Source organism: Terrabacter sp. 2RAF25 (assembly GCF_052115265.1).
In the GTDB taxonomy this organism is placed as follows: domain Bacteria; phylum Actinomycetota; class Actinomycetes; order Actinomycetales; family Dermatophilaceae; genus Terrabacter.
Genome location: NZ_JBFRGJ010000006.1, coordinates 102,987 through 116,319, shown reverse-complemented (window position 1 = coordinate 116,319; position 13,333 = coordinate 102,987). Strand labels below are relative to the sequence as shown.

Annotated in this window: 12 protein-coding genes; all 12 read right to left on the bottom strand. The window is 70.0% G+C overall.

What is annotated here, in order from left to right:
• Nucleotides 1-3: 3 nt before the first annotated feature.
• The 12 genes from AB4091_RS15660 to AB4091_RS15605 all read right to left on the bottom strand — a co-directional run bounded on the left by AB4091_RS15660 (nucleotide 4) and on the right by AB4091_RS15605 (nucleotide 13,270).
• Complete coding sequence (locus AB4091_RS15660; RefSeq protein ID WP_442292683.1) at nucleotides 4-792, bottom strand: NADH-quinone oxidoreductase subunit J; 789 nt, start codon at nucleotides 790-792, stop codon at nucleotides 4-6.
• Nucleotides 789-1,607, bottom strand: a complete 819-nt coding sequence (gene nuoI / locus AB4091_RS15655) for an NADH-quinone oxidoreductase subunit NuoI (protein WP_442292682.1) — start codon at nucleotides 1,605-1,607, stop codon at nucleotides 789-791. The genes AB4091_RS15660 and nuoI overlap by 4 nt, the downstream gene beginning before the upstream one ends.
• On the bottom strand, nucleotides 1,600-3,027 hold the full coding sequence (gene nuoH / locus AB4091_RS15650; RefSeq protein ID WP_442292681.1) for an NADH-quinone oxidoreductase subunit NuoH: 1,428 nt from the start codon (nucleotides 3,025-3,027) through the stop codon (nucleotides 1,600-1,602). The genes nuoI and nuoH overlap by 8 nt, the downstream gene beginning before the upstream one ends.
• The gene (locus AB4091_RS15645) at nucleotides 3,024-5,477 is read right to left on the bottom strand and encodes an NADH-quinone oxidoreductase subunit G (protein WP_442292680.1); all 2,454 of its coding nucleotides are present in this window, start codon (nucleotides 5,475-5,477) and stop codon (nucleotides 3,024-3,026) included. The genes nuoH and AB4091_RS15645 overlap by 4 nt, the downstream gene beginning before the upstream one ends.
• The gene (gene nuoF / locus AB4091_RS15640) at nucleotides 5,474-6,835 is read right to left on the bottom strand and encodes an NADH-quinone oxidoreductase subunit NuoF (RefSeq protein WP_442292679.1); all 1,362 of its coding nucleotides are present in this window, start codon (nucleotides 6,833-6,835) and stop codon (nucleotides 5,474-5,476) included. The genes AB4091_RS15645 and nuoF overlap by 4 nt, the downstream gene beginning before the upstream one ends.
• A complete protein-coding gene (nuoE, locus tag AB4091_RS15635; protein WP_442292678.1) occupies nucleotides 6,832-7,599 on the bottom strand; it encodes an NADH-quinone oxidoreductase subunit NuoE in 768 nt (255 codons plus the stop codon). Before nuoE ends, nuoF begins: the two co-directional genes overlap by 4 nt.
• A gap of 82 nt (nucleotides 7,600-7,681) precedes the next feature.
• Entirely contained in the window at nucleotides 7,682-9,070 is a 1,389-nt protein-coding gene (locus AB4091_RS15630; RefSeq protein ID WP_442292677.1) for an NADH-quinone oxidoreductase subunit D, read from the bottom strand.
• Complete coding sequence (locus AB4091_RS15625) at nucleotides 9,070-9,861, bottom strand: NADH-quinone oxidoreductase subunit C (RefSeq protein ID WP_442292676.1); 792 nt, start codon at nucleotides 9,859-9,861, stop codon at nucleotides 9,070-9,072. Before AB4091_RS15625 ends, AB4091_RS15630 begins: the two co-directional genes overlap by 1 nt.
• The gene (locus AB4091_RS15620; protein WP_442292675.1) at nucleotides 9,858-10,412 is read right to left on the bottom strand and encodes a NuoB/complex I 20 kDa subunit family protein; all 555 of its coding nucleotides are present in this window, start codon (nucleotides 10,410-10,412) and stop codon (nucleotides 9,858-9,860) included. Before AB4091_RS15620 ends, AB4091_RS15625 begins: the two co-directional genes overlap by 4 nt.
• A 78-nt stretch (nucleotides 10,413-10,490) precedes the next feature.
• Nucleotides 10,491-10,850, bottom strand: coding sequence for an NADH-quinone oxidoreductase subunit A (locus tag AB4091_RS15615; RefSeq protein ID WP_045187001.1), 360 nt, complete (start codon nucleotides 10,848-10,850; stop codon nucleotides 10,491-10,493).
• 164 nt (nucleotides 10,851-11,014) lie between these two features.
• The gene (locus AB4091_RS15610) at nucleotides 11,015-12,334 is read right to left on the bottom strand and encodes a geranylgeranyl reductase family protein (protein ID WP_442292674.1); all 1,320 of its coding nucleotides are present in this window, start codon (nucleotides 12,332-12,334) and stop codon (nucleotides 11,015-11,017) included.
• Between the two features lie 243 nt (nucleotides 12,335-12,577).
• Nucleotides 12,578-13,270, bottom strand: coding sequence for a demethylmenaquinone methyltransferase (locus tag AB4091_RS15605; RefSeq protein ID WP_442292673.1), 693 nt, complete (start codon nucleotides 13,268-13,270; stop codon nucleotides 12,578-12,580).
• Between the last annotated feature and the right edge of the window lie 63 nt (nucleotides 13,271-13,333).

Genomic DNA, 13,333 nt, shown 5'->3' with positions numbered 1-13,333 from the left:
GGCTCACTTGGAACCACCCTCCTCGATCTCGCGCTGCATGTGGCGCTCGACGTCCCTGATGCCGTCGGTGGTGGCGACCTGGTCACGCGCCACGAGCACGCGCGAGACGGACAGGTCGCTCGGCGTGCCGTCGGGCAGCAGGGCCGGGGTGTCGACCGCGTTGTGACGGGCGTAGACACCGGGCACGGGCAGCCCCGCGACGTGGGCGTTGTCGCGCACACGCTTGGCGGCCCACTCGGCCTGCGTGATGCGCGGGCTGAGCCGCTCGCGGTGGGCGAGCACCATCGCGCCGAGGGCGGCGGTGATGAGCAGCGCGGACGTGACCTCGAAGATCCAGACGTACTGGCCGAAGATCAGCTCGGCCAGGCCGGTGACGTTGCCGGTCTCGGTGTTGCTCGCGACGAGCTTGTCCATGCCGGTCTGCACGGTGGCCTGGTCGATGACGGCGGCGCCGATGGCGAAGAAGAGGACTCCGGCGAGGCCCACGACGAGCAGGAACGACGCCCAGCGGTGGCCCTTGATCGTCTCGACGACGGAGTCGGACGAGTCGACACCGACGAGCATGAGCACGAAGAGGAAGAGCATCATCACGGCGCCGGTGTAGACGAACACCTGCACGACCCCGAGGAAGTCGGCCTTCTGCATGATGTAGAAGATGCCCAGGATGCACATGACGAGGGCCATGCCGAGGGCGGCGTGGACGGCCTTCTTGGCGAAGAGCAGGCCCAACGCGGCGAGGACCGCGATCGGGGCGAGCAGCCAGAAGCCGACGGCTTCGGCGGTGGAGGTCACGGGTTGGCCCCTTCCCGGGTCTGCGGCGCGGTCGGGTTGGACGAGTGCACCAGGTCGTGGGCACCGGGAACCGAGGCCCCGACGTTGCCCGGCGCGGTCGGCAGACCGGGCTCGTCGCCGGTGTCCGTGTCGTCGCGCGCGTCACGCTCGGCGACGTACGCCTTCTGCCCGTCGCTCGGACCGCTGACCTTGCCCTGGTAGTAGTCGCGCTCCTCGAGCCCGTCCGACATGGGGAACGGCGTCGTGAGCATGCCGCCCTGGAGCGGCGCGAGCAGCTGGTCCTTGGTGAAGATCAGCTTGCCGCGGTCGTTGTCGGCGAGCTCGTAGAAGTTCGTCATCGTCAGGGCGCGCGTCGGGCAGGCCTCGATGCACAGGCCGCAGAAGATGCAGCGCAGGTAGTTGATCTGGTAGACGCGCCCATAGCGCTCACCGGGGCTGAACCGACCGGTGCCACCAGGGGTGTCGTCGTTGTCGGCGCCCTCGACGAGGATCGCGTCGGCCGGGCAGGCCCACGCGCACAGCTCGCAGCCGATGCACTTCTCGAGGCCGTCGGGGTAGCGGTTGAGCTGGTGGCGGCCGTGGAAGCGCGGCGCCGTGGGACGCGGCTTCTCGGGGTACTCCTCGGTGGCGACCTTGCGGAACATCGTGCCGAAGGACACGCCGAAGCCGGCGACCGGTGCGAAGAGCTCGGAGAGGAAGCCCTTCTGGCGGTCGTCGCTGCCGGAGCGCTGCGAACGCGGCGCGCCGACCTCGGAGCCCTTGGAGCGGGCGGGTCCGGTGGGGGTGACGTCGTTGCCGACGGTGTCGTCAGCCATGGTCCTCCTCCTTGGTGAAGGTCGAGGTGGCGGAAGTCGAGCTGGCGGAGGTCGAGCTGGCGGTCGAGAGGACCGGCTCGCGTGCGGCGCTGATGCGAGGTCCGGGTTCGGCGAGGCGCTGACCCGGCAGGGGCGGCACCGGGTAGCCACCCTCGAACGGGTCGATCTCCTCCGGCGGCGCCTCGTCCTCGGCGGCGGCCTTGGCGGCGCGCTTGTCGTCCCAGATCCAGGCCGCGGCGAGCGCGATCACGGCGACGATGCTGACGATGACGACCGTCGCCACGGAGAGCTCCCGGCCGGCGAACGTCAGCTTGCTGTCACCGAGGAAGCCGAGCTGCGCGCCGCGGATGAACGCGACGGCGACGACCCAGGCGAGCGTGATCGGGATGAGGAACTTCCAGCCGAAGCGCATGAACTGGTCGTAGCGCACGCGCGGCAGCGAGCCTCGCAGCCAGACGAAGATGAACATGAACGTCCACAGCTTGAGGGTGAACCACAGCAGGCCCCACCAGCCGCCGCCGAACATGTTGTCGTTGATCGCCGAGATGATCGGCGGGGCCTGCCAGCCACCGAGGAACAGCGTGGTGGCCAGGGCCGAGACGGTGAACATGTTGACGTACTCGCCGAGGAAGAACATCGCGAAGCGCATCGAGGAGTACTCGGTGTGGAAGCCACCGGTGAGCTCGCCCTCACCCTCGGCGAGGTCGAAGGGCAGACGGTTCGTCTCGCCGACCATCGTCACGAGGTAGACGGCGAAGCTGAAGAAGGCCGGCAGGATGTACCAGAGCGAGCTCTGCGCCGAGACGATCGACGAGGTCGACATCGAGCCGCTGTAGAGGAAGATCGCGACGAGCGAGAGGCCCATGGCGATCTCGTAGCTGATGACCTGGGCGGTCGAGCGCAGGCCACCCAGGAGCGGGTAGGTCGAGCCGGAGCTCCACCCCGCGAGGATGATGCCGTAGACGCCGACCGAGGCGACGGCGAGCACGAGCAGCACGGCGATGGGCACGTCGGTGACCTGCAGCGGCGTGTGGTGGCCGAACATCGACACCGTGCCGCCGAGCGGGATGATCGCGAACGACACGAAGGCCATCGTCGCGGCGATGAGCGGCGCGAGCGTGTAGATGAGCTTCTCGGCGTTGGCCGGCGTGATGTCTTCCTTGAGCATCGCCTTCATGCCGTCGGCGAGCGTCTGGAGCAGGCCGAAGGGGCCGTTGCGGTTCGGGCCGGGCCGCTGCTGCATGCGGCCGATGACCCGGCGCTCGAACCAGATGACGAGCAGCGTCGACAGGAGCAGGTAGACGAAGATGCCGACGGCCTTGATCAGCGCGACCCACCAGGGGGTGTCGCTGAAGTCGGCCGAGGGGTTCTCGGTCATGGGCAGCGCAGCGGCCACCCCGTATGCCGTCACGAAGCTCATGCGGCACCACCCTTCGTGACGTTGACGCGGCCGCCGGCATCGGTGCCGAGGCCCGCGCGGACGGAACAGGTCTGGTCGGCGCCACGCGAGTTGGTCGGCAGCCACACGACACCGTCGACCATGCCGGCGGTGACGACCGCGGGCAGCGTGACGCTGCCCCCGGGGCCGGTGACCGTGACCGCGTCGCCATCGACGACGCCGAGACCCGCGGCGGAGCCCTCGGACAGGCGGGCGACCGCGAGCGGAGCGGTGCCGGCCAGGAACGGCTCGCCGTCCTGCATGCGTCCGGCGTCGAGGAGCGTGGCCCACGTGGACAGCACGAAGCTGCCCTCGGACCAGGGCGCCCCGGCGGCGCGCTGGCCGGCGGGTGCGCTCGTGGTGCGAGCACCCGTCCACGGGCCGAGCGCCACGAACTGGTCGCGGATCTCGCGCTGGGTGCGGGTCTCGAGGAAGAAGCCCATCTCGCTGGCGAGCATGTCGAGCGCGCGGTGGTCGCTGACGGCGTTGCTCGTCAGGGCCTCCTCGAACGCGCGGACGCGGCCCTCCCAGTTGACGTAGCTGCCCGACTTCTCGGCCTGGGCGGCGACGGGCAGCACGACGTCGGCGACGGCGGTGACGGCCGACTCGCGCAGCTCGAGGGAGACGACGAAGGCCTTCTCGAGGGCCGCGGCAGCGGCGGGCTCGCCGATGTCGGCGGGATCGACACCACCGACCACGAGTGCCTGCAGGTCACCGGCGGCGGCCGAGGCGAGGATGCCGGCCGTGTCGCGGGCGGATGCCTGCGGCAGGTGGTCGACGTCCCAGACCCGGGCAACCTCGGCCACGGCCGAGGCGTCGGACACCGGACGTCCACCGGGCAGCAGCGCACCGAGCGCACCGGACTCGAGCGCACCTCGCTCCCCCGCACGACGCGGCACCCACGCCAGGCGGGCACCGGTGGCGGCCGCGAGGTCGGCTGCGGCGCGCAGCGCACCGGGTGAGGTGGCGAGGCGCTCACCGACGAGCACGACCCCACCGGCGCCGAGAGCCTCACGCGCCTTCGCGCCGGTGTCGGTCGAGCCGAGGTCGCCGAGGACGGCGGCCTCCTGGCCGGGCACGGTCGGGATCAGGCTGCCGCCGACCTTGGTGAGCCCGCGCGTCGCGTGCGACGCGACGGCATACACCTGGGTCCGGTGCTTGCGGAACGCCTTGCGCAGGCGCAGGAAGACGATCGGGCTCTCGTCCTCGGGCTCGAAGCCCACGAGCAGGACGGCCCCGGCGGCCTCGAGGTCGGCGTAGGTCACCGCCCCACCCTCCGGGCCGGTCGCGGCGACGTGCTCTGCGAGGAAGGCGACCTCCTCGGCCGAGTGCGGCCGCGAGCGGAAGTCGATGTCGTTCGTGTCGAGCACGACGCGGGCGAACTTGCCGTACGCGTAGGCGTCCTCGGTGCTCACGCGACCTCCGACGAGCACGCCTGCCTTCTTGCCGGCGAGACCGGCCGCCGCGGCGGCGAGGGCCTCGGGCCAGCTGACGACCCGGAGCTCACCGTCGGCGTCGCGCACCATCGGCAGCTCGATGCGGTCGGGCAGCGTGGCGTACGTGAAGGCCCAGCGACCCTTGTCGCAGTTCCACTCCTCGTTGACCGCCTGGTCCTCGGCGGCCATGCGGCGCAGCACGACCCCGCGGCGGTGGTCGGTGCGCGTGGCGCAGCCGCTCGCGCAGTGCTCGCAGACCGACGGCGTCGACACGAGGTCGAACGGGCGGCTGCGGAAGCGGTAGGCCGCGCCGGTCAGGGCACCGACCGGGCAGATCTGGACGGTGTTGCCGGAGAAGTAGCTCTCGAAGGGCTGCTCCTCGTAGATGCCGATCTGCTGGAGCGCACCGCGCTCGACGAGGGCGATGAACGGGTCACCGGCGACCTGGTCGGAGAAGCGGGTGCAGCGGGCGCACAGCACGCAGCGCTCACGGTCGAGCAGCACCTGCGAGGAGATGTTGACCGGCTTGGGGTAGGTGCGCTTGACGTCCTCGAAGCGCGAGACCGGGCGGCCGGCGCTCATCGCTTGGTTCTGAAGGGGGCACTCGCCGCCCTTGTCGCAGACCGGGCAGTCGAGCGGGTGGTTGATGAGCAGCAGCTCCATGACACCCTGCTGCGCCTTGTCGGCGACCGGCGAGGTGTTCTGCGTGTTGACGACCATGCCCTCGGACACCGTCATCGTGCACGAGGCCTGCGGCTTCGGCATCGGTCGGACGTTGCCCTCGCGGTCGGGCATCGCGACGTCGACGAGGCACTGGCGGCAGGCGCCGACCGGGTCGAGCAGCGGGTGGTCGCAGAACCGCGGGATCTCGATGCCGACCTGCTCTGCGGCCCGGATGACGAGCGTGCCCTTGGGGACGCTGACGGGCACGCCGTCGATCGTCAGGCTCACCTGGTCGGGCTTGGTCTCCGTGGGGGTGGAGGCGGTCGTCGTCATGCGGACACCATCCCGCTGGACTCCTTGGACTGGTTGGCTGCCGGGGCGCTGCCGGCCGGGGCGACGGGGAAGAGCACCGAGTGCTCCGGCGGGAACAGCTCGTGCGCCGGGGTGTGCATGCCGGCCTCGAACTCCTCGCGGAAGAACTTGACGGCAGAGGTGATCGGGCTGGTCGCCGCGTCACCGAGGGCGCAGAAGCTGCGGCCGAGGATGTTGTCGCAGATGTCGACGAGCTTGTCGATGTCGTCCTGCGTGCCCTGGCCGTTCTCGATGCGGCTCATGATCTGGCGCAGCCACCACGTGCCCTCGCGGCACGGCGTGCACTTGCCGCAGGACTCGTGGGCGTAGAAGTCGGTCCAGCGGGCGACGGCGCGCACGACCGAGACGGTCTCGTCGAACACCTGCAGCGCGCGGGTGCCGAGCATCGAGCCGGCCGCCGCGACCGAGTCGAAGTCGAGGGGCACGTCGAGGTGCTCATCGGTGAAGATCGGCGTCGAAGAGCCACCGGGCGTCCAGAACTTCAGCTTGCGGCCGCCGCGCATGCCGCCGGCGAGCTCGATGAGCTCGCGCATCGTGATGCCGAGCGGGGCCTCGAACTGGCCCGGGTTGGTCACGTGGCCCGAGAGGCTGAAGATGCCGAAGCCCGTGGACTTCTCGGTGCCCATGCCCTTGAACCAGTCGGCGCCCTCGAGGATGATCCCGGGCACCGAGGCGATGGACTCGACGTTGTTGACCGACGTCGGGCGGGCGTAGAGGCCGGCCGCACCGGGGAACGGCGGCTTGAGGCGCGGCTGGCCGCGACGACCCTCGAGCGAGTCGAGCAGCGCGGTCTCCTCGCCGCAGATGTACGCGCCGGCGCCGGCGTGCACGGTGATCTCGACCTTGACGCCCTTGCCGCCGACGTTGTCGCCGAGGTAGCCCGCAGCGCGGGCCTCCTCGACGGCGCGCAGCAGGCGGCGGTAGACGTGGACGACCTCACCGCGGAGGTAGATGAACGCGTGCTCGCAGCCGATGGCGTACGAGGAGATGGCCACCCCCTCGATCAGCGAGTGCGGGTTGGCCATCATGAGCGGCACGTCCTTGCACGTGCCCGGCTCGGACTCGTCGGCGTTGACGACGAGGTAGCGCGGGCCGCCGTCGGGCGGGCTCATGAACGACCACTTCATGCCGGTCGGGAAGCCGGCGCCTCCACGGCCACGGATGCTGGAGTCCTTGACGGCGTCGATGATCGCCTGCGGCTCCATGTCGAGGGCCTTCGTGAGGGCCTTGTAGCCGTCGTGGCGCTCGTAGGTCGCGAGGGTCCAGGACTGCGGGTCGTCCCAGAACTTCGTGAGGATCGGGGTCAGCGTGTCGGTCACTTCGTGCCGTCCTTCCCGTCGGAGGCGCCACGGGAACCGCTGGCGCGGTCGGCGCGCTTGGCAGCAGGGGCTACCCAGCCGTTCTCGTTGGCGATCGTGAGGCCGAGCAGTGAGGCGGGACCGGCGCCCACGCCCTCGTCGCCACGCCCGTCGTGGAAGCCCGCGAGCACGCGCGAGACCTCCTTGAAGGAGCAGACCTTGGCGGCGCCACGGGTCGGGGCGACGTCCTTGCCGGCGCGCAGGTCGTCTACCAGGCCGATCGTGCTCTCAGGCGTCTGGTTGTCGAAGAACTCCCAGTTGGCCATGACCACGGGGGCGTAGTCGCAGGCGGCGTTGCACTCGAGTCGCTCGAGCGTGATCTTGCCGTCGTCGGTGGTCTCGTCGTGGCCGATGCCGAGGTGCTCGGAGACGCGGTCGAAGATCAGGTCGCCGCCCATGATCGCGCAGAGCGTGTTGGTGCAGACGCCGACGGTGTATTCACCGTTGGGGTGGCGCTTGTACTGCGTGTAGAACGTCGCGACACCGCTGACCTCGGCCTCGGTGAGGTCGAGCACCTCCGCACAGAAGGTGACACCGCGACCGGTGACGTAGCCGTCGACCGACTGCACGAGGTGCAGCAGCGGCAGCAGCGCGGAGCGCTTCTGCGGGTAACGCGCCACCACCTCGGCAGCATCGGCGTGCAGCTTCTCGAGCACGTCGGCGGCATACGGCGCCTTGGACTCGGGGCTGACGTGCAGGTGACCTGAAGCGTCGTGACCGCTCATACGTGCTTGTCCTTTCGCGCGCCGACGTGCGTTCCGATCCTCGCTCGCTGGCGCTCGCTGCGATCCTCGCGCACTACCGCGCTCATCGGTCCACACCTCCCATGACGGGGTCGATCGAGGCCACGGCGACGATGACGTCGGCGATCTGGCTGCCTTCGCACATCGCGGCCACGGCCTGCAGGTTGTTGAAGCTCGGGTCGCGGAAGTGCGCGCGGTAGGGGCGCGTGCCGCCCTCGGAGACGAGGTGGCAGCCGAGCTCGCCCTTCGGCGACTCGACGGCCTGGTAGGCCTGCCCCGGCGGGACCCGGAAGCCCTCGGTCACCAGCTTGAAGTGGTGGATCAGCGACTCCATCGAGGTGCCCATGATCTCGCGGATGTGGTCGAGGCTGTTGCCCAGGCCGTCGCTACCGAGCGCGAGCTGCGCGGGCCAGGCGATCTTCTTGTCCGCGATCATGACGGGACCCTCGCTCTCCTGGAGCCGGTCGATGCACTGCTCGACGATCTTCAGCGACTCGTACATCTCGTCGATGCGGATGCGCAGGCGGCCGTAGGCGTCCTGGCTGGTGCGCGTCATGACCTCGAAGTCGTAGGTCTCGTAGCCGCAGTACGGGTCGAGCTTGCGCAGGTCGTGCGGCAGGCCGGTCGATCGGAGCACGGGCCCGGTGATGCCGAGCGCCATGCAGCCGGCGAGGTTCAGCACGCCGACGTCGACGGTGCGGCCCTTGAGGATGGGGTTCTCGTTGAGCAGCGCCTCGAGCTCGCCGAGGCCGCGGCGCACCTCGGGCACCATCTCGCGCAGCGCGTCTATGGCGCCGGGCGGGAGGTCCTGGGCCACGCCACCGGGACGGATGTAGGCGTTGTTCATGCGCAGACCTGTGACCATCTCGAAGATGCGCAGCACGCGCTCGCGCTCACGGAAGGCGACGGTCATGACGGTGGTCGCGCCCATCTCCATGCCACCGGTGCCGAGGCAGACCGTGTGGGAGTTGATGCGCGAGAGCTCCATCATGAGCACGCGGATGACGTTGGCCCGCTCGGGGATCTGGTCGGTGATGCCGAGCAGCTTCTCCATGGCGAGGCAGTAGGCCGTCTCCTGGAACATGGACGTGAGGTAGTCCATGCGCGTGCAGAACGTGACGCCCTGCACCCAGGTGCGGTACTCCATGTTCTTCTCGATGCCGGTGTGGAGGTAGCCGATGCCGGCGCGGGCCTCGGTCACCGTCTCGCCGTCGATCTCGAGGATGAGGCGGAGCACGCCGTGCGTCGACGGGTGCTGCGGACCCATGTTGACGACGATGCGCTCCTCGTTGAGCGAGGTCGCCTCGTCGACGAGGTCGTTCCAGTCGCCGCCGGCGGCGTTGAAGACGTAGCCGCCCTCGCTCGCCTGCTCGTCGGCCACCGACGTGGCGTAGACGTCGTTGGCGCCGGGCTGCGGCACCTCGGTCTGGGAGAACTCGGTGTGCGTGCTCATCAGTTGTACGACCTCCGCTGGTCCGGCGGTGGGACTGTGGCGCCCTTGTACTCGACGGGGATTCCGCCGAGGGGGTAGTCCTTGCGCTGCGGGTGGCCCGGCCAGTCGTCGGGCATGAGGATGCGAGTCAGGGCCGGGTGGCCGTCGAACTCGATGCCGAACATGTCCCACGTCTCGCGCTCGTGCCAGTCGTTGGCCGGGTAGACGGAGACGATCGACGGGATGTGGCGGTCGTCGTCGGGGCACGAGACCTCGATGCGAACGCGCCTGCCGCCGTGGGTGATCGACAGCAGGTGGTAGACGGCGTGGAGCTCCTCGCCGACGCGGTCGGGATAGTGCACGCCGGACACGCCGGTGCACATCTCGAAACGCAGCGACGCGTCGTCGCGCATCACCCGGGCTACGGCGAGCAGGTGCTGACGGCGGACGTGGATGGTCATCTCGCCGCGGTCGATGACGACGCGGTCGACGGCCTCGGCGTAGGAGGCGGTGCCACCGACGAGGCCGCGCTCGAGGTTGTCGGCGATCTCGTCGAAGTAGCCGCCGTAGGGGCGCTCGGCGGCGCCGGCCACGAGGATCGGGCGCAAAAGACCCGAGTAGCCGGTCGTGTCGGCGCCGCGGGTGGCGCCGAACATGCCGCGCCGCACGCCGACGACCTGGGGCTCGCTCGGGTTGGCGCCACCGTGCTGCGCGAGCTCGACCTCGCCGGGCGTGATGCCCGACGTCTGGTCCTTGGTGGTGTCGGCGTTGACGGCCGGCGTCGCGTCCTTCTTCCTCTCGCCGTCGCTCATGCCAGCAGGCCCTTCATCTGGTGCGTCGGGGTCGCGGACAGCGCAGCGGCCTCGGCGGCCTTGGCCGCCTCCTCGCGGTTGATGCCGAGCGGGGAGGTCTCGATCTGGTGGTGCAGCTCGATGATGGCGTTGAGCAGCATCTGCGGCCGCGGCGGACAGCCCGGCAGGTAGATGTCGACCGGGATGATGTGGTCGACGCCCTGCACGATCGCGTAGTTGTTGAACATGCCGCCCGAGCTCGCGCAGACACCCATCGAGATGACCCACTTGGGGTTGGGCATCTGGTCGTAGACCTGGCGCACGACCGGAGCCATCTTCTGGCTGACGCGGCCGGCGACGATCATCAGGTCGGCCTGGCGCGGCGTCGCCGAGAAGCGCTCCATGCCGAAGCGGGCGATGTCGTAGTCGGGGGTGCCGACGGCCATCATCTCGATGGCGCAGCAGGCGAGGCCGAACGTGGCCGGCCAGATCGAGGCCTTGCGCATGTAACCGGCGAGGCCCTCGACGGTCGAGAGCAGGAACCCGGCTGGGAGCTTCTCTTCGAGACCCATTGCTTACTCCTTACCTTTCCTGGCGGACCCGGTGGACGCGTACCCGCAGGTGCGGGCGCTCACGTGCGGCACCGTCCGTCAGTCCCACTCGAGGCCGCCGCGGCGCCAGACGTAGGCGTACGCGATGAAGACCGTGAGGATGAACAGGACCATCTCCACCAGCGCGAAGAGGCCCAGCTTGTTGAAGGCCACCGCGAACGGATAGAGGAAGATCGACTCGATGTCGAAGATGATGAAGAGCATGGCCGTCAGGTAGTACTTGATCGGCACGCGACCGCCGCCGGCGGCGTGGGGCGTCGGCTGGATGCCGCACTCGTAGGCCTCGAGCTTGGCGCGGTTGTAGCGCTTCGGGCCGACGACGAGCGAGGTGAAGACCGACAGCGCGGCGAACGCGAAGCCGAGCCCCAGCATGAACAGGATCGGGACGTAGGAGTTCATCCGAGGTCACGTGCCTTCCGGTCGTGCGAGACGTGCATTCGAGACGTGCATCGCAGGGGCGAACATGCGCGGCGCACCCATCCTATGGGCGTCCGTGACGATTGTGCTCGGCGTCACAATGGGGGCGACCACGGGGGTGCCGGTGCGCTCGGCGGCAGGATGTGTCATGCGCTCGGCGCCAGCCGCGAGAGGGTGTTGATGATGCGGTCGCTCGCACCCTTGCTCGCCGGGTCGGCGAGGTTGGCCATGATCTTGAGCAGGAACGGCATGAGCTTCGTGCGCGGCAGGCCGTACTTGGTCGCGAGGCGCATGACCTCGGGGTTGCCGATGGCGTGGGCGAACCAGCGACCCAGGGTGAAGTAGCCCCCGAGCTCGTCCTTCATCACCTTCGGGTATGCCGCCAGCACCCGCTCGCGCTCGGCGTCGCTCGGGCGCGCCATCGCCTGGGCGACGAGCTCGGCGCCGAGCCGGGCGGCCTCGAGGGCGTAGTCGATGCCCTCGCCGTTGAAGGGGTTGACCATGCCGCCCGCGTCGCCGACGAGCAGCAGGCCGTCGCCGTAGAGCGGCGTCCGGTTGAAGCCCATCGGCAGCGCGGCGCCGCGGATCGGGCCGGCGGCCTCGTCGTGCTCGAGCTGCCACTCCGGGTTGATGTCCTCGACCCACCGGCGCATGACGTCCTTGAAGTCCGTCTTCTGGAACGCCGCCGTCGTGTCGAGCGTGCCGAGGCCGACGTTGGTGCGGCCGTCCTCGAGCGGGAAGAGCCACCCGTAGCCGGGCATGAGGATGCGGTTGCCGTTGTCGTCGCGGGTCCACAGCTCGAGGTGGCTCTCGAGGTAGTCGTCGCGCTTCGGTGTCGTGTAGTAGGCCCGGACCGCGATGGCCATGACGCGGTCCTCGCGCTTCGGGCGACCGACGGCAGTGGCGAGACGGCTCGAGACGCCGTCGCTCGCGACCACGACCGGGGCCCGGTAGGTGACGGTCTCGCCGGTGGCACGGCCCGCGTCGTCGAGTCGCTTGGCGGTGACGCCGCTGACGCGGCCGGAGCCGTCGCGGACGGGGGCCGTGACGCTCGTGCGCTCGTGCAGGAGGGCACCGCGCCTCTCCGCGTGGCGGGCCAGGCTCTCGTCGAGCTGGGCGCGGGTGCGCACCATGCCGTAGCCGGGGAAGGCGTCCGACTCGGGCCAGTCGAGCTGCAGCGTGTGGCCGCCGCCCTTGATGCGCAGGCCCTTGGTGCGCTGCCAGCCGGTGGTGTCGACGCCCAGGGAGATGAGCTCCTTGGTGGCGCGCGGTGTCAGGCCGTCGCCACAGATCTTGTCGCGCGGGAAGGACGACTTCTCGAGCAGGACGACGTCGAGGCCGTGGTCAGCGAGGTAGGCCGCTGTGGCGCTGCCACCCGGGCCGGCACCGACGACGATGACGTCGGCCCGCTCGACGGGTGCACCGCCGCCCTCGCTGGGGCTGGGCGCCACGCTCGAACTGGTCATCTCTCCTGCACGCTTCCGAACCGCTTGTGAAGATCTTCACGAACTCTCCGGGGAGTCTATTCCCGCGATTTCGCGCTTGTCAGATAAGGCATGCCTAACAAACGCCCCCGCCCACCCGTCGAGAGGCCACTCATGGCCGCTCTCAGACGTCGAGAGGCCGCCTTCGGCCGCTCCGCGGACGTCGAGAGGCCACTCGTGGCCGCGACCCGGCGCGACGGCATACGCCCCCGGTCGCGACGAACGTCAGCGCTTGGTGCCGTGGTGCAACGCGACGATGCCGCCCGTGAGGTTGGTCCAGCCGACCTGCTGCCAGCCGGCCCCCTCGATGATGCCGGCGAGCTCGCCCTGCGGCGGCCACGCGCGGATCGACTCGGCGAGGTAGACGTACGAATCGGGGTTGCTCGACGTGCGGCGGGCGACCGGCGGCAGCGCGCGCATCAGGTAGTTGGTGTAGACGGTGCGGAAGACCTTGTTGACCGGCTGGCTGAACTCGCAGACCAGGAGGCGTCCGCCCGGCTTCGTCACCCGGAGGAACTCGCGCAGAGCGGTCTCGGGGGCGGCGACGTTGCGCAGCCCGAAGCTCATCGTCACGACGTCGAAGCTCTCGTCGGCGAACGGCAGGCTCATCGCGTCGGCGGCCGTGAACGCCATGTCGGGACGGCGGCGGCGGCCGACCCGCAGCATGCCGAGCGAGAAGTCCGCCGGCACGACCTCGATCTCCTCGTTGGCCCACGGCTCGCTGGACGTGCCCGTGCCGGCAGCGATGTCGAGGATCCGCTCCCCCGCACGTGCGGCGACGGCCTTGACGACCGCGCGGCGCCACAGCCGGTCCTGCCCGAGCGAGAGCACGTCGTTGGTCACGTCGTACTTCTCGGCGACGGTGTCGAACATCGACGCGACGTCGACCGGCTTCTTGTCCAGCTGCGCACGGCTCATGCGCTCATCCTCGCACCGGCGCGGGTGCGTTCGGTCGCACGGGCGGCGGTGTGGCAGCCCGCG

Bases quoted from the DNA above. Each gene is read 5' to 3' on its own strand.
- nuoI (WP_442292682.1), bottom strand. From the start codon at position 1,607: ATGGCTGACGACACCGTCGGCAACGACGTCACCCCCACCGGACCCGCC.
- nuoH (WP_442292681.1), bottom strand. From the start codon at position 3,027: ATGAGCTTCGTGACGGCATACGGGGTGGCCGCTGCGCTGCCCATGACC.
- AB4091_RS15645 (WP_442292680.1), bottom strand. From the start codon at position 5,477: ATGACGACGACCGCCTCCACCCCCACGGAGACCAAGCCCGACCAGGTG.
- nuoE (WP_442292678.1), bottom strand. From the start codon at position 7,599: ATGAGCGGTCACGACGCTTCAGGTCACCTGCACGTCAGCCCCGAGTCC.
- AB4091_RS15630 (WP_442292677.1), bottom strand. From the start codon at position 9,070: ATGAGCACGCACACCGAGTTCTCCCAGACCGAGGTGCCGCAGCCCGGC.
- AB4091_RS15625 (WP_442292676.1), bottom strand. From the start codon at position 9,861: ATGAGCGACGGCGAGAGGAAGAAGGACGCGACGCCGGCCGTCAACGCC.
- AB4091_RS15620 (WP_442292675.1), bottom strand. From the start codon at position 10,412: ATGGGTCTCGAAGAGAAGCTCCCAGCCGGGTTCCTGCTCTCGACCGTC.
- AB4091_RS15615 (WP_045187001.1), bottom strand. From the start codon at position 10,850: ATGAACTCCTACGTCCCGATCCTGTTCATGCTGGGGCTCGGCTTCGCG.
- AB4091_RS15610 (WP_442292674.1), bottom strand. From the start codon at position 12,334: ATGACCAGTTCGAGCGTGGCGCCCAGCCCCAGCGAGGGCGGCGGTGCA.
- AB4091_RS15605 (WP_442292673.1), bottom strand. From the start codon at position 13,270: ATGAGCCGTGCGCAGCTGGACAAGAAGCCGGTCGACGTCGCGTCGATG.